Origin of the sequence: Streptomyces sp. NPDC058307 (genome assembly GCF_042880295.1) — a bacterium.
In the GTDB taxonomy this organism is placed as follows: domain Bacteria; phylum Actinomycetota; class Actinomycetes; order Streptomycetales; family Streptomycetaceae; genus Streptomyces.
Genome location: NZ_JBHVYZ010000022.1, coordinates 29,369 through 47,506, shown reverse-complemented (window position 1 = coordinate 47,506; position 18,138 = coordinate 29,369). Strand labels below are relative to the sequence as shown.

The following is an 18,138-nucleotide window of genomic DNA, read 5'->3' as shown; positions in this document are numbered from 1 at the left end:
GGACCCGTGCGCCGCTGCGCACGGCCGTGACCGACCATCCACACATCCGAGGAGACATAGAAGAGATGTCCGGGCAGATTCTTGTAAATTTCGCCACGATCTCCCAGGCCGCGCAGGACGTCCGCAGCACTGCGGGCAAGATCCGTACGCAGCTTGACGAGCTGGAGAGCGGTGTCAAGCGCATCTCCGCCAGCTGGGAAGGCACGGCGCAGGAGTCCTACCGCGCCAAGCAGGCCGAGTGGGACCAGCGAGCCGCCTCCATGCAGCAGACGCTGGAGGCCATCGCCAAGGCCCTCGACAGCGCCGCCCAGAACTACCAGGCGACCGAGTCGAAGAACGCCCAGATCTGGGGCGGCTGACGTGACCGCTTGATGGGGGCGGGTGCGCTGTCGCGCACTCGCCCCCATCGGCGGTTCACGGGGCGCATGGACCTTTCCGCTCAAAGCCGGTTCATGCGTCCCGTACAGAAACAAAACGGGAGGACGTAAGACAGTGGGATCCGGGGCATCGCGCGTCGCGCGTCGGAGCGCCGCAGGCACCGCCGCGGTCGCGGTTCTGGCCTGTGGGCTGCCCTTGGCGGGGGCCACACCGAGCACCGCCGCCGAGCGCGTGCGGACCACCCTGGCCGACGACGACGTGCGCTTCCAGGTCGACGACACCAGCTGCTCGTTCCCGTCCGACGTCATCAAGGGAACGCCCTGGTCGCTGCAGCGCGTGGTTCTGGACCAGCTGTGGCAGACCACCAAGGGCAAGGGCGTCAAGGTCGCCGTCATCGACACCGGCGTCGACACCGTCAACGCGCAGCTCAAGGGCGGCGCGGTCGCCAACGGCAAGGACTTCCTCCACCCCGGCGGCAACGGCAAGTCCGACAAGGTCGGCCACGGCACCAAGGTGGCGGGCATCATCGCGGCCAGGAAGCTCGACGGCACCGGCTTCGTCGGCCTCGCCCCGGAAGCGACGATCATCCCGATCCGCCAGAACGACGACCAGGGCAGCGGCAACGTCGGCACGATGATGCAGGCCATCAAGTGGGCGGCCGAGCAGGGCGCCCAGGTCATCAACATCTCGCAGGACACCGCGTCCAAGATGGACCCGTCGGTCGACGAGGCCTTCCAGTCGGCCATCAAGTTCGCCCAGTCGAAGGACGCGCTGATCGTGGCCGCGGCCGGCAACGACGGTGCGGACGGCAAGGCCAAGGAGACGTACCCGGCGGCGTACCCCGGTGTGCTCGCGGTCGCCGCCTCCGACCGCAACAACGCCCGTGCCCCCTTCTCCCAGTCGGGGCCGTTCGTGGGCGTCGCGGCACCGGGCATCGACATGGTCTCGACCGTCCCGGTGGGCGGCAACTGCGTCGACCAGGGCACGAGTTTCGCGGCGCCGTACGTCTCGGGTGTCGCGGCGCTGATCCGCGCCAAGCACCCGAAGTGGACCTACAAGCAGGTCATCACCCAGATCGAGCAGACGGCGGACCGGACCAAGGCGGGCCGCGACGACTTCGTGGGCTGGGGCGTCATCGACCCGGCGGCAGCGGTCAACGACGACACGACGGAGCCCTCCGCCGCCGGCCCCAAGCCGGACTCGGCCGGCCCCGCGGGCGCCGCCGCCGACGTCCAGGCCGCGACACTGGTCCTCGGCGAGAGCGAGCAGCAACGAACGGAACGCTACGCGCTGTACGTCCTGGCGACGGGATTCGCGTTGGTCCTGCTGCTCTTCGGGGGCGGGCGGGTCCTCAGCGACTGGCGGCGCAAGCAGGGTGTGGGTAACAACGTGGAGTCAACGGGGAGCTGAGCATCATGGCTGAGCAGTACAAGGTCGATCTGAGTGAGATCGAGGGGACGATTACCAAGCTCAACGGCGTCATCAGGGACATGTCGACGTCCAAGTCGAGCTGCATGGGCAACACGTACCTGCCGCAGGGCGCGCTCGGTACGGGCTTCGGTGAGGCGAAGGCGCTGTACGACGCCCACGAAGCGATGAAGGAGCGTCTCTACGAGATCGTCGCGCACCTGGAAGACGTGCTGGACGACTTCGGGAAGAAGACGAAGAGGACGCATGACGCGTTCAGCGACGCTGAGGCGGAGAACTATGCGGCGTTCAACCAGAAGTAACGGGATGTCCTGCTACGTGGATATGAGGGGGCTGTAGACATGGGCGACAAGGGCATCGACGACTTCGAGTACGTCGAGACGAATCAGTGCATTGCGGCGAAGCACACCACGCCGTTCGGGCTCAACTACGACATGGACCAGATGAAGGACATGGTCCGTGACGCCGACCCGGGGACCGTGACCAGGGTCGCGACGGCCTGGGAGGCCCTCAGCAAGGACCTGGTCGGCCCCGGCGGGATCAAGGAAACCCTCGACGCCGCCGTCGAGCACGTCCTGGCCCACTGGGAAGGACAGAGCGCGGACCTGTTCCGGGAGCGGGCCCAGGTGATCAGCAAGAAGATCACCGACAGCTCCAAGTACGCCACGCACACCTCGGTCTCCCTCAAGGGCGCCGCCGCGACGCTCTCGAAGATCAAGCCCGAGGTCCTGGCGATGGAGAAGCCGAGCAAGATCTCCAGCGGACTCGACTACGTCGGCAACATGGGCCACCGGGACGACTCGGGCGCGAACAACGCCCTCAAGAGCGGCGCCGGCTCCCAGGAGGCCCTCGACGGCAACGCGGGCAGCCTGTCGGAGGGACGCGAGGCACAGCTGCGGATGGCTGTGAAGATGGAGGCGTTGGGGGCGGCTTATAACAGTCGGGCTGCGGAGATGGGGCAGTGGACCCTGAACAAGACCAGAGACGACAGCGAGGACTATCCGGGCGATCCGGGTGGCGTTGCTCCGGCTCCTGTACCAGTGCCGACAGAGAGCGCCACTCGAAGCCCGAACGCCGCGACAACAGGTACTGCCCGCAGCGGCCAGGTCAGCACGATCGACTCGTCAAAGTCTGTGTCCCCGCCGTCGGGTATTACGGGCGGTGCCCACAAGCCGTCGGATATTACGGGCGGCGTCCACCAGCCCTCGGTGTCACAGCCTCAGATCGGTACTGCGATTGACGGCGTTTCCGGCGGTCATACGGGTGCGCCCACGACTGGCGGCATCGGTACGGTCGGTAGTGGAACCGTTGGCGGTGGTGGCGTCGGTGGTGGTTCAGGCTTCGTCGGCGGTGCGGTAGGCGGTGCGGTTGGAGGCGTCGGGGCCGCTCGCGGTGGCATGGTCGGTCGTGCTGGCGCCGCCGGGGGTATGGCAGGTCGTGCTGGTGTTGGTGCTGGCGGTGTGGGGGGCGCAGGCGCTGCCAAGGGCGCAGCCGGGCGTGTCGGAGGCACGGCTCGTGGCGGCGTCGTCGGTGGCACGCCCAAATCCGGTGCGGGCGCGGGTAGGGGCACCGCCGGTGGATCGGGCCTGCACAGCAGCCGCGGAGCCGCAGGAAAGGGAGCCAGCGCTGTCCGCAAGGGCGGCATCGCAGGCGCCCCCGGTTCACGCACTGGTCGCCGCAAGGAAGACGAGCAGCGCGAGGGAGAGCGCCCCAACTACTTGGTGGAGGACGAGGAGACTTGGGCCCCGGAGACGAACGTGGCTCCTCGAGTCATTGAGTAGACGTATGCCGTCGGGGTTCACCGGCACGTGACAGGATGCGTGGGCGTGGCCTTCGGGTCACGCCCACGTTGGGTATGGGAGAGGGAGAGGGAATGGCCTTCACGCGAATGGTGCGTGCTGTAGGCACCACGGCACTGACAGGCGCGCTCATCCTGGCAGCGGCACCTATTGCTTCTGCCGACCAGACCAGACGTGACCAGTGGGCACTGGATGTGCTGCAGGCCGAGTCCGCTTGGAAGGTGTCAACGGGCAAGGGTGTCACGGTCGCCGTCATCGACACAGGGGTCAATGCTGGGCACCAAGATCTTCAAGGCAACGTGCTCAAAGGTAAGGATTTTGTGGACGGTGATGATGACGCTTCTCCGGAAGAATCCGATTCTAATCTATCCACCAATCACGGCACAGAAATGGCCTCGCTCATTGCCGGACACGGGCATGGCACGAGTGCTGCCGATGGTGTGATGGGGCTGGCCCCGGAAGCCAAGATTCTTCCCGTTCGGTGGGGCGGCGGTAGCTTCGCGGAGGAGATTCGCTACGCAGTGGATCGCGGTGCTTCCGTTATCAGTATGTCTGTGAGCACTAGCCACGAATTTCCCGAGGATCGAGCGGCAGTGGCGTATGCGATTGAGCATGATGTCCTCATCGTGGCGGCCTCCGGAAATGAAGGTGAGTCCGGTCAGATTGACTTCCCAGGTGAGTTTCCGGGCGTACTGACGGTCGGTGGGGTAGGAAAAGACGGGACCATCTGGGACGGCTCGAACTATGGACCCCAAGTCCTATTGACTGCTCCTGCCACGGACATCGTGAGTGCTGGATGGCCTGGGAACAAACTCCGCATCGGCACAGGAACATCCGACTCTGCAGCGTTTACGTCTGCAGCTGCCGCCTTGATCAAGTCAAAGTTTCCCGACTTGACTGCTGGCCAGATTGCCAATCGCCTCGTCAAGACTGCTGTCTTGCCCGCCACCGCCAAGGGACTCTCGCTTCCTGACGAGAAGTACGGTTACGGAACCATTCGCCCCCTCGCCGCGCTGACCGAGGACATCCCCGCAGGCTCGAAGTTGGGGCCGTTGGCGGCCCCGGGGTCTGACAGTCCGTCTGCTGCAGCAAGTGCTGCGACATCTGACGCCGACTCCGCCACAGAAAAAGAAAAGGCCGACCAGAAGCAAATGGTCTTCTTCCTCGTCCTCGGTGTCATTGCCCTGGTAGTCATCGGCCTCATTGTCCTTCTGATCGTGAAGTTGTCCCGGCGGAACAAGAACAACAACGGCGGGCCCGGTGGTCCAGGTGGCTACCCGCAGTACGGTCAGCAGCCCTTCCCTCCGCAGCAGAATCCGTACCAGCAGCCTGTCTCGCCGCCGCAGAACCCCTACCAGCAGCACTCGCCCCCGCCTCAAGGCCAGTGGCCGCCGCAGTAGGCGCGAGCACCACTTGTATGGGGGCGCGCTGACGGTCAGCTGCATGGCAACCACCGTCAGGTCAGCAGAGTTTGAAACAGCCCCCGGGAGTGAGTGCGACCTTCGGTCGACGGCTGTAATCTGACCATCGATTGTTCGGCCTGGGGGCCGAGACTCAACATCACGGGGGAGTTCGAGGACGGTGGCTGGCTATTACAAGGTTGAACTTGAGGCGCTCGCTCGGCTGAGCGTGCAACTCGGCGAATGCGCGGACACCATGCGTTCGGCCATGCAGCAGTTGAAGAACATCGGCCCGCAGGGCTCGGGCTACGCCGAGTTGGAAGAGGCGTGCGACGAGTTCCAGAACAAATGGGGCTATGGGATCGGGCTGATCGCTGACGCCACCGGCGGGGTCACGGAGGGGCTCTCGGAGACCAGGAAGGTCTACGAGAGTCTGGAGGAGCAGGTCGCCGAGGCGTTCAAGGCGTCCGGGAAGGCGGACGGCAAGTGACGACGCCGGCCTCGGACACCACGGTGGAGAGAACGACCGACTCCAGGCCTGCTTCGTCGGCGTTCCGCTTCCAAGTGCAACCCGAATTCCACGAGATCCCTCTCGGCGCGGGCGCTGATGAGGTCGCTCTCGATGAGCAGATGGTCGCGTTCGCGCGTGACTACTGGGGCGGCCAAGAAGAGCGAGAGCCCCTTCGCGCCCTCACCGCCGCCCTGTACGGGGTGAACTCGCGGCACCTGGTTTCCGAAGGCGCCGTCTACAACGCGATGGGTGTCTTCCCTGTCGGAGGCAGCGAAGACGGATCACAGCCGGTGGAACGAGTCAGCCGTTGCACCCTGTTGGTCAGTGTGCAGGATCTCGCCAACCCGGACCCTGCGCTTGCCGCTGCCGGCATCGCCGAGACACTGGCACGAAGCAAGGACGGCGGCGATGTGCTGCCGGTCCGTCTCCCGGCCGGGCCCGCTGTGGTGCATGTCGCGGGTACTCGCATGGTCTGGCAGCTGGCGGACGGGGAGCAGGAACGGTTTGCCGTCCGTATCGAGATCTGGCTGCCCTTCCCCGACGAGGATCGGGTCCTCCTTCTGTCGCTCAGTTCCGCCGACGTCCAGGACCTGTACATGTACCAGGCAGTACTGGCCGATATCGCCGACACCATCGCCTTTGACGACGCCGGTAGAGATCACCGGGTAGATGCGCCCGTCGCTCCCGCCAGGACCACCACGCCTACGCCCAACCCGTTCGGATGATCGCGTCGAGGAGGACGTAGACGTATGAGCACGCAGACCTACGACGCGCTCGGCTTCGACCCGGCACCCGGCGTGCCGGCGTCGGTGCAGCGACTCGTCACCACCCTGAGCAAGGTGGGCAACCAGCTGAACGAGGCCCACGGCACGCTCACGAAAATAGGGAAGGCCGACGGCGTGTGGGAAGGCGACGCCGCGTCCGGTTTCGCCAAGAAGGTCGGAGAGCTGCCGAAGTACCTCGCCGATGGCCACAGTTCCCTGATCGATGCTGCGCAGGCCCTCAATCAATGGCACTCCCAGCTGGCCGACTTCCAGGCGCTCGCCGCCCGCTACGAGCGGGAGGCGGAGGAGGCGCGCCGGGTACTCAAGGAGGCGCAGGGCGCTCCAGACCTGCAGCTCGCGGGGAAGACCTTCGACACCGAAGCGGCACTGAACAACGCCCAGCAGCGTCTGGACTACGCCGTCAGACGGGTCAACGAGGCCACCGGCGACCTGAATGCCGTCATCAAGAAGGCCCAGGGCCTGCTCGGTGATCACGAGCAGGCCGCACGGGCTGCCGCGGAGGCCATCCGCAGGGCTGCCGAGTGCGCCCCGGACAAGCCGGGCTTGTTCGACCGTTTCATGGATACGCTCAAAGGCCTCGGGGACCAGATCACGGAGCTGGCCGGGGACATCTGGAAGTGGGTACAGGAGCACGCCGACACGATCTACAAGATCGGCGACTGGCTGGGCATGGCGGCCGCCGCCTGTGACGTGCTGGCCATCGTCTTCTCGGAGACGGTCATCGGAGCCGCGGTCTTCGAGATCGCGGGCAGGATCCTCAACGCCGGGGCGCTCGGATTCCATGCGGCCGGATGGGCGGCCGGCGCCAAGAAGGGCTCCTGGGCGGACATCGGCCTCGACATCGCAGGTTTTGTGCCGTTTGGTGATCTTCTCCGGGGCGGCAAAGTCGCCATGGGCGCCTGGAAGGGCGTTGAAATCGCGGCGGACTCGTTCAAGGCAACAGAGCGCATAGCCGAGATAGCCGGCAAAGCCAAGAATGCTGAAGTCTTTCTGGAGTCCAAGAAGTTCCTGGGGCTCTTCGGTGAAGGCAATGCGGTGTACCGGGTCACCGCCGATTCGGTCAAGGATCGGCTCGCGATGGCAACTGAGCGCGTTTTCAACGATGCCACGCGGTATGAGAGGCCACTGACGAGCCCTGTCAAGTGGGCTGACGAACACCTCTTTCCAAAGATCATCGACCACACTCCGCTGGGCAAGATCCCGGGTTTGGCCGATGCGGTGAAGCTGGGTGACAACGGCAAGACGTTCATCGATCCCACCTCGTGGGTCTCGCGCGGTGCCGAGGCTGCCTACCGAGGGTACAAGTTCGTGGAGTCGGCCGAGACGGCCCTGTCCGATGAGGTGCACGGGAAGTACGAGAAGTACAAGGACTTGGCCGATCGAGGCCTTGGAGCATTCGGATGAGCACAGTGACCACTGGTTTCGGCCGCGAGTGGGACCCTAGACCGCCCAAACCGGCGCCGCGTATCTGGACGCGTTATTTCCTGCAGTGGCTCTGGGGCCCTCCGGCCTGGGTGCTGGCGCGCATTCCGATTCTTCTGCTCACTGTTCTCGAGGTCGACGTACCGAGTTCGGGTACCGGACGGGCCAGGAAGCCGCGCTGGCGGCGCCGAATCTGGGTGGACCGGGAACGCCTGCGTCTCGACCGGATCCGTGACCCCCAGGAACAGGAGCGCGAGTTGCGGCAGTTCCTCGCGGACCACCGCCTGAACTGTGTCCCTCCACGACCTGGGGCCCCGGTGCCGCTTCCCTGCTCAGGGGGCAAACACCGGTTGGGTGTCGATGACTGCTACTACCGCCTGCTAGGCGCGAGGCGCGCCCTGGACATCGCCCACAATGAATTCGGTTGGGTGCCGGCCGACGGTTTCGAGAAGAAGCTGCCCGAGTGGCTGCAACTGCGATGCCCGTGAGCTGACCTGACCTGTGTCTGCGGTCGACTAGGGCAGGACGGCACGCCTCGACTCCCCATGCCACTCACAATTTGCCGAAGACCACACCACGCCATGTCCAGCCCGACTTGAGGACGGTGTCTCGCAGGGGATCGACCAGGTCCGAACTGTCGAAGTGGAAGGTCTTCGTTGGTTCGAGGTTGCCGGCGTCGTCTCGGCGGACACCCCACCGGGTGGAGACGGTCCTGCTCGGTCCGCGTGTGTACTGCGACGACATCTCGAGTCTCGGAGGGTTCCCGACGCGGCTGACCTCCCACGCTTCCTCGAGGGCGCGTACCTCATGGTCCTCGTCGGCCAGGCGCATGCGGATGCGGATGGCGCGCGACAGTTGGGACTGGACGAAGAAGGTCTGCCAGGTCGGTTCGGCCAGTCGCCACTCCGCGACGAGGTCGGCGTCCTCCGGGGCGCCGTCGCGGATGACGTACGGGAGGTCAGGCCGGTTGAGGCCGAGCAGGGCTGCCCGCACTTCCCTGGGGGAGGCCGGTGTTACACCGTCGTCGGGGCGCTGCGTGCCGGTCAACTTGTCGAAGAGTCCCACGAGGTCAATCTACGGGCTCTGCGGCCACTGGTCGGAAGGGCATCCGGAGGAGTCCGTTGTGGAGCGGGGATCCTCGGCGGGTCACGTGAAATATTGGTGTTCAGCTCGTGGAAATCCGGCTGTGCTTCCGCTGCCGGCTCGGGCTTGCGGAGTCATTTCGCGCATCCCCTGTGCCAGTACGCCCACTCCGGCGGCTAGACTCCAACGCCTGTGACGGCCTTGCAGGCGTTGGACGCGGTCACTCCTGAGGGTTTCGGGCGACAACTCGGCCGGCAGCAAGCCGAGTTGGAGTATCGGGCGATTGTTGTTTAGATGATCACGGAGTTTGCCCGCAATCGAATACTCACGGGGGTCTTTATGAAGACGTACATTCCGTCTGCCCGACATGCAGCCGTCGCGCTCACCTGCGCCGTTGCACTCGTGTCACTCACGGCCTGCAACGGTGACAGTGATGCCGCGAAGTCCGCGGCTGGTTCCACGCCGTCCGAGGCCGCGAAGGCCAGTCCCGCCGCGGAGCCCAACGGTATCGACAAGCTCTCCGCGAAGGAGATCTACGACACCGGCATGAAGACCAATGCCGAGGCGGGATCCTTCCACGAGAAGATGGAGCGCGAGGGCACCAAGAGTGATCTGCGACTCTCCGCCACGGAATGTGTCGGCAGCGTCGAAATCACGAAGAAGGGTTCCTTCGAGATCATCCGCAAGGGCAAGGACATTTGGGCCAGGCCTGATTCGACGTTCGCCGAGGGGTTGAACTCCGCGCTCGGGGAGAAGGCGTTCTCCACGACCAAATGGACCCATGGGACGTCGAGCAACGCGCTGATGAAGAAGCTTGCGAGTTGGTGTCACCAGGAGCAGTTGACCGACCCCGACACGCTCGACGCCGACACCAAGGTGACCAAGGGCAAGGTCACCACGGTGGACGGTCAGCAGGCGGTTCCGGTCGTGCTGGCGGAGAAGGGGGAGTCCGTGACCTGGTACGTGGCAACCACCGGCAAGCCGTACTTCATCAAGGTGGACAGCACCCGTGACGACATGCAGGACCGCACGAACTCCGACTTCGGCGGGGCGGTGGGTGTGAAGGTGCCGTCGGGGGCGGTTTTGGAGGCGCCCGCAGGCTGATCTTCGGTTCAGGGTGAGCGGTGAGCGGTGAGCGGTGAGCGGCTCGGCGGGCAGACGTCCGCCGAGCCATTCGTGTTCACCCTCCGGTCCCACAGTGCGGCCAACGCTGAGCCGCCCGACGGAAGATCCGGTATCTTTCGCCTGCTGATTGGCATGTCCTTGCCTAGGTCGCCGAGCGCGAGGTTCGGCCGGAGTGGGCACCTCACGTCGTACGGATGCGACGAAATCCGTGGTCGAGTGAGCGAACCGGGCATGTCCACCACTTTCACCACGGGGATGGGACAAGGGATGAGTACTCCCTTCGATACGCCGCAGCACAGCGGATCCACTCGGACGCGGCTGAACTCCGTGCCCGCAGAGGGCGGTAGCGGGGGTGGCGGCGGTGGTACCAACGTCGACACCCAGCGCCTCGACGAGGCAGCCAACGCCCTCGTCGAGCTGCGCGGTGCCACCGAGAACGCCGACAACGGCGCCGACGACGACTGCCTGAGCGCCTCCAGGGGGCTGAACAAGCACAGCGCCGGAGGCATGGCCGAGGCCGGCTCCTGGGCCACCGCCGGCTCCCTGGTGACCATGGACGTCCGCTGGGGCTCCCAGGTCATCAACCTCAAGAGCCTGCTCCAGGACATCAGCGACAAGCTCCACACCACCTCCGGCCACTACACCAGCACCGAGCAGGAGGAACAGGCCCGGCAGCACTCGATCAGCACGCCCTTCGGGTGAGCCGGGCCGCCCGAGGCCGTCGCCGCCGTAGCGCCGCGCCCGGGCGAGCCCATCGAGTCGGACCGGAACCCCCTCACAAGGAGCAGTCGCACATGGTGTCCATCCCCTACCTCGACAAGGCCGACCTCGGCCCGCTGGCCGACGCCGCCGCGTCCTGGAAAGCGTTGCCGGCCAAGTACGACGCGTTGCAGCGGGAGTTCGAGCAGCGGGTCGTCAACCACCTCAAGGGCCACTGGGAGGGCGACGCCGCCGAGGCCGCCTTCGTCACCATGGGCAAGGCCCGCACGGAGTACGAGAACGCCGCCACCGAGGCGGAGCGCATCGCCAAGCTGCTGCTGGACGCGCACGGCGAATTCACCGCCTCCCAGAAGCAGTTGCACGCCCTGCTCGACGAGGCCCGCGAGGACCACTACAAGGTCTACGACGACGGCCGTGTCGAGGACGTCGACCCGCGCCAGGACAGCCCGACCGCCTCCGCCTCGCCAGGCCTTGCCGAGGAACGCAAGAAGAAGCTGGACTCGCTCGTCTCCCGGCTGACGCGCGTCCTGGAGGTGGCCACCGCCGCGGACACGGCCGCCAGTTCGGCCCTGGAACGCGACGCCAACGGCGACAGCCAGTCCTTCAACACCAGCGTCTACACCACCCTCGACTCCGTCGAGGCCGACCAGGCCGCCGCCCTGATGAACAAGAAGGGCCGCCTCTCCGACGCCGAGATCACCAAGCTCAACCTGCTCCTCTCCGCCAACAAGAACGACCCCGAGTTCTCCAGGGACTTCGCGGTCAAGACCGGTGGCGAGAACATGCTGAGCAAGTACAACGAGCTCATGAGCCCGCCGGCCGGCACCACGCTCTCCAAGGCGCAGCTGGCCCAACTCAAGGAGCTCAAGGCGAACTTGGGCACCACCATCGGAACGGCGACCACGTCGGACGATCACCGCAAGGGTGGCCCCGACCCGGACATCACCAAGTTCCAGAACGACCTGCTCAAGGCAGGCCAGCGAGACTTCAACGCCAACCCCACCGAGTCGCCGTACGGCCTCAGCGGCTACCAGCTCACCAGCAGCCTGATGAGCGAGGGCAAGTGGGACAAGGACTTCCTCCAGGGCTACGGCGACGCGCTGATCACCGCGGAGAAGAACGGCGCCAACGCGGGGCAGAACCCGGACGCGTACTGGGGGTATCCGCGGACACTGGGTACGACCAACATCGGGGCGCTCGATCCGATGGCGGGCTTCATGGACGCGCTGGGGCACAACCCGGACGCCTCCACCGAGTTCCTCACGTCCGACGCCACCATTGACGGCCAGAAGGTCGATCACCTGGACTACCTGCTGAAGGACCGGCACTGGCCCGAGGGCCCCGGATACACCGGTGACCCCGGCAACCCCAGCGGATACAACAACCTCGGGCATGCCCTGGAATCCGCCACCTCGGGCCGCCCCTTCGACAGCGACGGAGCCCCGGTCAAACACACGGCCGATCGCGCGGCTCTGATGAACGAACTCGTCGGCACCATCGGCGGCGATCCCGGTCTGATCAGTGGCTCTCCCAGGGACGAAATGCGGGACAGCCTGGGCAACATGACGGCCGAGTACATGGCGGACGTCCAAGCCGCGTTCGGGAACGAACAGGGCACGATCAAGCCCTTTGGTGAACCGGTCAATCCCCCCAAGGGGTTCGAGACCGGCACGCTAGTGCCCTTTCTTGCGAACGTCGGGCGCGACCCGGACGCCTACGTCGCGATCAGCGAGTCCTCGCAGGCCAACACCGCCATCTGGATGCAGGAGGTGGCGAAGCAGCATCCCGGCTACGACGAGATGACCCCCGCGATGGAGAACGTGGCTCATCCGGGCGGCGTCGTGGCCGGTATTCTCAGCGACGCCCGCGATCAGGCGATCTTCGAGGAGCACTCGGCGTCTGACAAGGACTTCAACGATGCCGTGGCGACAGGCGACAAGTGGGCCGGGCGTGGTCTGGGTATGGCGGTCGGCGCAGCGACGGGAGCGGCCGCTCCGATCGTCGGGACCATCGCGGGTTGGGCCGTCGAGGACATCCAGGCGATGGTGGTGGACCAGGTCCAGCAGGACACCACCGACGAAGCCCAGAAAGATGCGTACTCCAGGTACGCGGAAGGAAGGGCGGCCTTGCGGGACTCCACTGCGGATTCGCTCCGCGAAGCCATCAGGAACTCGGGGGTGGACATGTCCCCCCAGAAGCTGAACACACTGGCCGAGTCCGCGGCGCGGGCGGCGGACGACGGGCACACCACGGGGGCGACGTGGAACTCTTCCGGGAGCGGGCGATGATTTCGACAGTGCTGGACACTCGTGAGCCTGGTGTCGCCCGGGGACCTCGGCAGGGTCTGAGATCATTGGCTGTTGTCACTATGGCGGTGCTGGTCGCAGCCGGATGCAGCGGCCAGGGTGGCGACGAGGATGACCGCAGCACCTCGGTGTGTGACGGCAACCTCAAGGGCCAGGTCTTCGCAACGCTTGTCGGTGACAGCGGCGTCGTCTCGGAGAAGACCAGCAAGTTCTCTCCCACGCAGTGGACGGCTGCCGGGAGATGTGAGCTCTACGGGAAAGAGGACTCTGTCCGGATCGACTATCTCTGGCACTCGGACGACCTTGACGACCTCGACAGGTACCGGTCGCCCGGCGCCTCCACTGTCAAGTCGTTCAAGGTCGACTCGGCAGTCGGATACGTGGAGAAGAACCGTGCGTTCGTCGCCATCCCCTGCGCCTTCGAGGGGCGGGGCGTGAGCGAGCACGAACTGCTCGAAGTCGAGGTGGCGAACATGCCACCGACCCGGACTCTCGACAGCGGGCAGCGAGAGACGTTTGCCTCCGCCGCGACCATCGCCGCGCGGTATCTCGGCGGTGAAGTGTTCAAGTGCTCCGCAGTCCAGTCCGGAGCGGATTCTGGTTCAGCGTCTCCGAGTCCCTCGGGCAGCTGAGGACACAGACGGGAATTGCTTCCAGTGAAGTGGGACCAATCGGCACTGTTCCGGGGAGACGTGAAGCGTCGGCTGATCAGTTCCGCGCTGACGCTGGCCGTCCTGGGGGCCGGGTACTACGGATTCCAACTCCAGTACCCGGCCGCCAAGACCGCGCGGGTGTGCAGTGGGATGCTTCCGGTCGACCCCGTGCTGAGCCTCGCGGGGAAGTCGAAACTCTCCCTGCTCGGCTTGGGCTTCCACGTCTCCAGTAGGCAGTTCGACGTCTCCAGCGATGTGACGGAGCCACCCGGCCTGGCGACGACGTGCGATGTCGACGGCGTCGTCCTATCGATCGAGACCGCGTCCGGTGCTCACAACGCATACGGGTTCTATTCCTTCCAGCGTGACCAGGACTCCTTTCCCGTACCTCTGGACGCGGGTTGGCAAGGATTCATGGTCACCGACGAGGACGAGGCCACGACGTCGGTACTTCTCAGCTGTAGGAACTGGACGCCGGAGGAGGGCAGCGGAATCCTCGTGGTGGGCGAGTCGCCCTACGGCAGCGAGCCCACAAAGGCCGTCCGGCTCGACCTCGCCCGTACGGTGACCGGGGCAGCCCAGCGTGCCGCAGAGAAAACCGGTTGTGCGACGGAACCAGGAAACTCGGGCAAGCTCACCCCTCCGGCTGCCGAAGCCGCGACCGTGCGGGCGAGCGATGCCACGGGGACCTGCAAAGGGATGACGTCCGTGACGAAGGTGCGGGAAACCGCCGCTGGAACGTCACCGGCCGAAGAGTGTCTACTCGTCGGCGGTCTGCAACTTGCCGCCGCATACGGTCCCTTCAGCGATGCTTCCAAGGCTGTGGTCGACGGTAAGTACGGCGGTCACGACACTCCTTCGGGAACCGACGAATACACGGCCTGGACGTCAGCCACCTGCCAAGGCGCTTTGGGCATCGGTTATTACCGCGCTTCGCCGGTCGAGGGCAGCAACCGGGAGTTCACCTCGGACGCGCTCACGAAAGAGGAGCGCGCGGATCTTGAGCACTTCGCGGAGCAGTCGGCGGCCCGCCATGGGTGTGGCGCACCGGCGGCTCTGCCCTCTTGAGCACGGAAGTCGATCGCGGAGACGGGTTGTCCGGCAGGATCTTGTTGACGTCGAGATCGTCGGCGGCATCGCGTTGCGGAACGCAGCCCGGATCAGATCGGTGAGGGTCGCGTCGGCCGCACTCGTTCCATTCATCGGCACACCGAGTTCCCTGTGCTCCCGATGTCGCGGGGGAGGTCGATACCGATCGTTTCGATAATGTGCTCCTCCCCCTCCCCAGGCGGTCGCCGGGCCCTGGGAAGCGCTGCCCCCGCCAGGCGTGGTCCCGCCCCCTTCGAGTCGGTGATCTGCTGGTCGGGGCCGGTGTAACCGTCGGCGGTCTGCTGCGGCTTGTCCGCGATGATGCCGGCATCTTTGACCAGTCTGCCTGTGCCCAGGCGCACTGTCAGGTGACCGGGATGGTCGCACGGACAGAGGCCACGTATCCATGGGTTGACGCCGTCCCTCCTTCGGGTGCTGACACGTGACTCTTCGCGCGCTCTTCGGTTGCGGAAGTGCACGTCGAAGTCTCGGTGGAGAGGGAGTGGGGAGCGGCGCATGTCTGGTGACTTCTACTTAGATCCGCAGGAACTGGCGAAGCTGGCAGGGGCGTTCGATACGCGGGCGTATGACCTGGCGAGTGCGGTCAGGGCATTTGAGCGTACGACGGGGGCGGAGCAGATCCACGACGGTTTCGGGTTTCTGACGGAGTCCGAAGAGGTCACGTCGGCCTACGTGGACTTGGCCGCCGGGATGGTCGAATCGTTGGGGAATCTGGCTCGCCACTTTGAGGAGCTGAACCAGGCCCTCAAGGACAACGCGAAGAATTCCGAAGCGGCGGACGAGGCTCTTGCCGGGCTGTTCAAGGGTGGGAAGCCGTGAGCGAGGAGAGCGTCGCCGAGAAGATCTACGAAGCCGGGATCGAGGTGGTCAATCCCGGCGGCCGTCCCGATGTGCTGCGTGCGGCGGCCAAGGGGTGGCGCACGATGGGGGAGGAACTGGAGGAGGCGTACGGCGGACTCGACAGGAGGGTGCGGGGGGTTCTCGGTGAGCATTGGCGGGGGGAATCCGCCGAGGCGTTCCGAGAGTACTGGGAGAAGGTCGGGAGAGCGGTCGAGGAGACCGCGCCGCTTTTCGATCAGGCGGCGAGGGGGCTTGAGGAGGCTGCCGACAACATCGAGGAGATCAATGACGAGATTCATCAGATCTACCTCGAGATCGGTGTCTCGATCGCGGCGTCCGTCGCGCTGTCATTCGTCACGGTGGGCTTCTCGGCGGCGGCGGGAGCTGCGAATGCCATGCGGCTGGCGGCGCAGGCCGGGAACGCCGCGTCGAAGTTGGGTCGGCTGCTCAGCGCTGCCGCTCGTCTGTTCCGGTACGTCCGAGGGCTGGTGAGGAACAGTGGGCCGCTGCGGCTGGCTGTCGAGCTGGGTGTGCAGTGGGGGGCGGGGACGGGTACGGGGATCGCAACCAACCTGGCCATGGGCAAGGACGCCGAGTTCGCCAACAACGCGGTCGATGGAGTGGTGGGAGCGCTGGGTGGGAAGTTCGGAGCCGGTTTGTTGGCTCAAAGGCTGGGCGGAGGTGCGTGGGCCAGCGCCGCTGATGGTGTGGCGGTAGGGGCCGCCTCGTCGGTCGTCGGTGACAGCCTGAACAACCTTCACAGTCGGGACCGGTTCGATGCCTCTCAGATGGCCCTCGGAGCCGTGGCCGGAGGGTTGGCCGGGGGCTCCGGGAGCGTTGCGGTCCACCGAGCCGCGGATGGACGGACGCTCTCCGCGGCGCACCAACTCGTAGGGGATCTAGCCACCAATGCGCCCATCAGCTTCGGACTGGGGGCAGGAGGCACCATGGCCCAGGATGTCGACGGACTGGTCAACGGCAATCCCAACGCCGAGCACGGTAAGGACAGGCCCGGCGCGGTCGCTGACGCACAAAGGGATGCGGAAGACGACGCCGGCGCCCTGCGGGGGCGGCCCGACCCGCAGAGGTATGGAGCGTTCGGGTGAGCAGTGAATGGACCATGGACAAGGACGCGAGCGGCACAGCCGACGTCACCGGTCTTCGTCTTTTCCGCCGCTGCGGGAGGTTCGTTGCCGCAGCGACTCCGCTCGCCCTCGGGGCGTTGACCGCCGCGTGGCTCTTCCTGGGATCCACGCCGGTGCGCGCGATTGTCTCGGGGTCTTCGCTGGTGCTGTTGGCCGCATGTGTGGTGATCCTGGGCGTGGCGGTGCTGTGTGGGGGCGGCCCGTCCCGTCGCGAGACCTACCGGTGGGGTGTGCGGATCCTTTCGACGACCCCTGGCTGCCGGGAGGGCACCGTGCCGTCGAGGCTGGGTGGCACGCGCTGGCCGTCGGCACGCTTCGCCGGTGCGATGGTCGCCGTTCCCACGATGTTGGCTCTCTGGGTGACGCTCGCCGTCGTCGATGCACGCGGAACCGGCACGAGTGCCGTACTGGCCGAGGCCGGTGCGGTGATCGAGGAGCGTCCCGTCGTGAAGATTGAGAACGAGGTTGCCGACAGTCGTCACAGCACGGCCGATGCCACAGCGGACTTCACCGTTCTGCTTCCGTCGCCGACCGGTGAGGGTGTGCCTGTGAGCTTCGAGGCGACCACGAACTACCGCCGGGAAGTCGGCAGTGAGCTCTACGTCGCCTACGTCCCCCACCGCCCCGATCTCGGCGCCATCGGTGACGACCAGCGGGACGACGTGGAGCGGCAACTCGCCGGGCGAGCCGTACAGGTCGGCGACTCTTGGACGATCGGTGGCTTGTGGGCGCTGGCGACTCTCGGTCCGCTCTGCTACTGGTGGAAGAGCGAGAGCATGCGTCGCCCCAGGCGCACCGTCGGCCCCGACTGGAAGGCGCTGCGCGTCTCCGTCACCGGAACTGCCGAGCACATCGACGCGCCGCCGCCCGGCAGTCCGGAGGCGGCCGACGAGAAGAAGCGTCGGGAGAACACCCGCAGACTGCGCTGTTTGGTGCTGGAGGGCCGTGGGCGGCAGGTTCCCTTCCACTCCCAGATGGCCGGCGAAGACGCCGGGGCCGCCCTGACCGGCGTACAAGGCTGGCTCCTCTGGCATCCCCAACAGCGCCGTGGCAAAGACGTGTTGGCCGAACTCGTCGGTGACGACGGCTGGCAGCTGCCGGGTGCCGTCCCCGTCCAGGTGGCTGAGCAGGTCGAGGAGGCGGGTGTCATGGAACCCGCCCGACCGGACCCCGAGCGGCGGGTCCAGACCCTGGACCTCGGTGCCGGTTGGCTCGTGACGGCGTCCGCGCCGGTGGTCGTGGGGTTCGCGGTGGCCCTGGGGTGCCTCGCCGCCCTGCTGCTCGTCCCGGACAGTGGCGTGTGGCGGGTGTGGACGGCGGTGGCGGGCGTCTTGGCGCCCCTTGCCGGTCTCACCGTGCAGGCAGTGGCGAGGATGGACCACGGTGATGGAGACGCGACGGAGGGTTGAGACACGTCGGTGAACTGGCCTCTC

The 18,138-nt window shown here is 66.2% G+C and carries 18 protein-coding genes; 17 read left to right on the top strand and 1 reads right to left on the bottom strand.

Going from position 1 to position 18,138, the window contains the following annotated elements:
* Positions 1–65: 65 nt before the first annotated feature.
* From ACFVYN_RS18050 to ACFVYN_RS18010, 9 genes are all read left to right on the top strand, one after another.
* Positions 66–359, top strand: coding sequence for a WXG100 family type VII secretion target (locus tag ACFVYN_RS18050; RefSeq protein ID WP_057616722.1), 294 nt, complete (start codon positions 66–68; stop codon positions 357–359).
* Between the two features lie 133 nt (positions 360–492).
* Positions 493–1,788: a type VII secretion-associated serine protease mycosin gene (mycP, locus tag ACFVYN_RS18045; RefSeq protein ID WP_389999234.1), complete on the top strand. Its 1,296-nt coding sequence runs from the start codon at positions 493–495 to the stop codon at positions 1,786–1,788.
* Between the two features lie 5 nt (positions 1,789–1,793).
* The gene (locus ACFVYN_RS18040; RefSeq protein ID WP_389999231.1) at positions 1,794–2,108 is read left to right on the top strand and encodes a WXG100 family type VII secretion target; all 315 of its coding nucleotides are present in this window, start codon (positions 1,794–1,796) and stop codon (positions 2,106–2,108) included.
* Between the two features lie 39 nt (positions 2,109–2,147).
* Positions 2,148–3,587 (top strand): hypothetical protein, encoded by a 1,440-nt coding sequence (locus tag ACFVYN_RS18035; protein ID WP_389999228.1) that lies wholly within the window; start codon positions 2,148–2,150, stop codon positions 3,585–3,587.
* Between the two features lie 92 nt (positions 3,588–3,679).
* Complete coding sequence (locus ACFVYN_RS18030) at positions 3,680–5,005, top strand: S8 family serine peptidase (protein ID WP_389999226.1); 1,326 nt, start codon at positions 3,680–3,682, stop codon at positions 5,003–5,005.
* Between the two features lie 181 nt (positions 5,006–5,186).
* On the top strand, positions 5,187–5,495 hold the full coding sequence (locus ACFVYN_RS18025) for a hypothetical protein (protein ID WP_389999223.1): 309 nt from the start codon (positions 5,187–5,189) through the stop codon (positions 5,493–5,495).
* Positions 5,492–6,241: a hypothetical protein gene (locus tag ACFVYN_RS18020; protein ID WP_389999220.1), complete on the top strand. Its 750-nt coding sequence runs from the start codon at positions 5,492–5,494 to the stop codon at positions 6,239–6,241. The genes ACFVYN_RS18025 and ACFVYN_RS18020 overlap by 4 nt, the downstream gene beginning before the upstream one ends.
* 24 nt (positions 6,242–6,265) lie before the next feature.
* On the top strand, positions 6,266–7,705 hold the full coding sequence (locus tag ACFVYN_RS18015; protein ID WP_389999218.1) for a putative T7SS-secreted protein: 1,440 nt from the start codon (positions 6,266–6,268) through the stop codon (positions 7,703–7,705).
* On the top strand, positions 7,702–8,211 hold the full coding sequence (locus ACFVYN_RS18010) for a hypothetical protein (protein ID WP_389999215.1): 510 nt from the start codon (positions 7,702–7,704) through the stop codon (positions 8,209–8,211). The genes ACFVYN_RS18015 and ACFVYN_RS18010 overlap by 4 nt, the downstream gene beginning before the upstream one ends.
* 64 nt (positions 8,212–8,275) lie before the next feature.
* On the opposite strand, the gene ACFVYN_RS18005 is transcribed toward ACFVYN_RS18010, so the two are convergent.
* Complete coding sequence (locus tag ACFVYN_RS18005; protein ID WP_389999212.1) at positions 8,276–8,788, bottom strand: hypothetical protein; 513 nt, start codon at positions 8,786–8,788, stop codon at positions 8,276–8,278.
* 420 nt (positions 8,789–9,208) lie between these two features.
* On the opposite strand from ACFVYN_RS18005, the gene ACFVYN_RS18000 reads away from it, so the two are divergent.
* From ACFVYN_RS18000 to ACFVYN_RS17965, 8 genes are all read left to right on the top strand, one after another.
* Entirely contained in the window at positions 9,209–9,910 is a 702-nt protein-coding gene (locus ACFVYN_RS18000) for a hypothetical protein (protein ID WP_389999209.1), read from the top strand.
* 288 nt (positions 9,911–10,198) lie between these two features.
* Entirely contained in the window at positions 10,199–10,633 is a 435-nt protein-coding gene (locus tag ACFVYN_RS17995) for a hypothetical protein (protein WP_389999206.1), read from the top strand.
* Between the two features lie 92 nt (positions 10,634–10,725).
* On the top strand, positions 10,726–12,939 hold the full coding sequence (locus ACFVYN_RS17990) for a DUF6571 family protein (protein WP_389999203.1): 2,214 nt from the start codon (positions 10,726–10,728) through the stop codon (positions 12,937–12,939).
* 80 nt (positions 12,940–13,019) lie between these two features.
* Positions 13,020–13,589 carry a hypothetical protein gene (locus ACFVYN_RS17985; protein WP_389999200.1) on the top strand — a complete coding sequence of 190 codons (570 nt, stop codon included), beginning with the start codon at positions 13,020–13,022 and terminating at the stop codon, positions 13,587–13,589.
* A 60-nt stretch (positions 13,590–13,649) separates the two neighbouring features.
* Positions 13,650–14,678, top strand: coding sequence for a hypothetical protein (locus tag ACFVYN_RS17980; RefSeq protein ID WP_389999197.1), 1,029 nt, complete (start codon positions 13,650–13,652; stop codon positions 14,676–14,678).
* A 537-nt stretch (positions 14,679–15,215) separates the two neighbouring features.
* Positions 15,216–15,539: a hypothetical protein gene (locus ACFVYN_RS17975; RefSeq protein ID WP_389999195.1), complete on the top strand. Its 324-nt coding sequence runs from the start codon at positions 15,216–15,218 to the stop codon at positions 15,537–15,539.
* Positions 15,536–16,666: a WXG100 family type VII secretion target gene (locus ACFVYN_RS17970; RefSeq protein ID WP_389999192.1), complete on the top strand. Its 1,131-nt coding sequence runs from the start codon at positions 15,536–15,538 to the stop codon at positions 16,664–16,666. Before ACFVYN_RS17975 ends, ACFVYN_RS17970 begins: the two co-directional genes overlap by 4 nt.
* Positions 16,663–18,114 (top strand): hypothetical protein, encoded by a 1,452-nt coding sequence (locus ACFVYN_RS17965; RefSeq protein ID WP_389999189.1) that lies wholly within the window; start codon positions 16,663–16,665, stop codon positions 18,112–18,114. Before ACFVYN_RS17970 ends, ACFVYN_RS17965 begins: the two co-directional genes overlap by 4 nt.
* The last annotated feature ends 24 nt before the right edge of the window (positions 18,115–18,138 follow it).

Coding starts and splice junctions, on each gene's coding strand:
- ACFVYN_RS18050 (WP_057616722.1), top strand. CDS start 66: ATGTCCGGGCAGATTCTTGTAAATTTCGCCACGATCTCCCAGGCCGCG.
- ACFVYN_RS18040 (WP_389999231.1), top strand. CDS start 1,794: ATGGCTGAGCAGTACAAGGTCGATCTGAGTGAGATCGAGGGGACGATT.
- ACFVYN_RS18035 (WP_389999228.1), top strand. CDS start 2,148: ATGGGCGACAAGGGCATCGACGACTTCGAGTACGTCGAGACGAATCAG.
- ACFVYN_RS18030 (WP_389999226.1), top strand. CDS start 3,680: ATGGCCTTCACGCGAATGGTGCGTGCTGTAGGCACCACGGCACTGACA.
- ACFVYN_RS18015 (WP_389999218.1), top strand. CDS start 6,266: ATGAGCACGCAGACCTACGACGCGCTCGGCTTCGACCCGGCACCCGGC.
- ACFVYN_RS18010 (WP_389999215.1), top strand. CDS start 7,702: ATGAGCACAGTGACCACTGGTTTCGGCCGCGAGTGGGACCCTAGACCG.
- ACFVYN_RS17995 (WP_389999206.1), top strand. CDS start 10,199: ATGAGTACTCCCTTCGATACGCCGCAGCACAGCGGATCCACTCGGACG.
- ACFVYN_RS17990 (WP_389999203.1), top strand. CDS start 10,726: ATGGTGTCCATCCCCTACCTCGACAAGGCCGACCTCGGCCCGCTGGCC.
- ACFVYN_RS17985 (WP_389999200.1), top strand. CDS start 13,020: ATGGCGGTGCTGGTCGCAGCCGGATGCAGCGGCCAGGGTGGCGACGAG.
- ACFVYN_RS17975 (WP_389999195.1), top strand. CDS start 15,216: ATGTCTGGTGACTTCTACTTAGATCCGCAGGAACTGGCGAAGCTGGCA.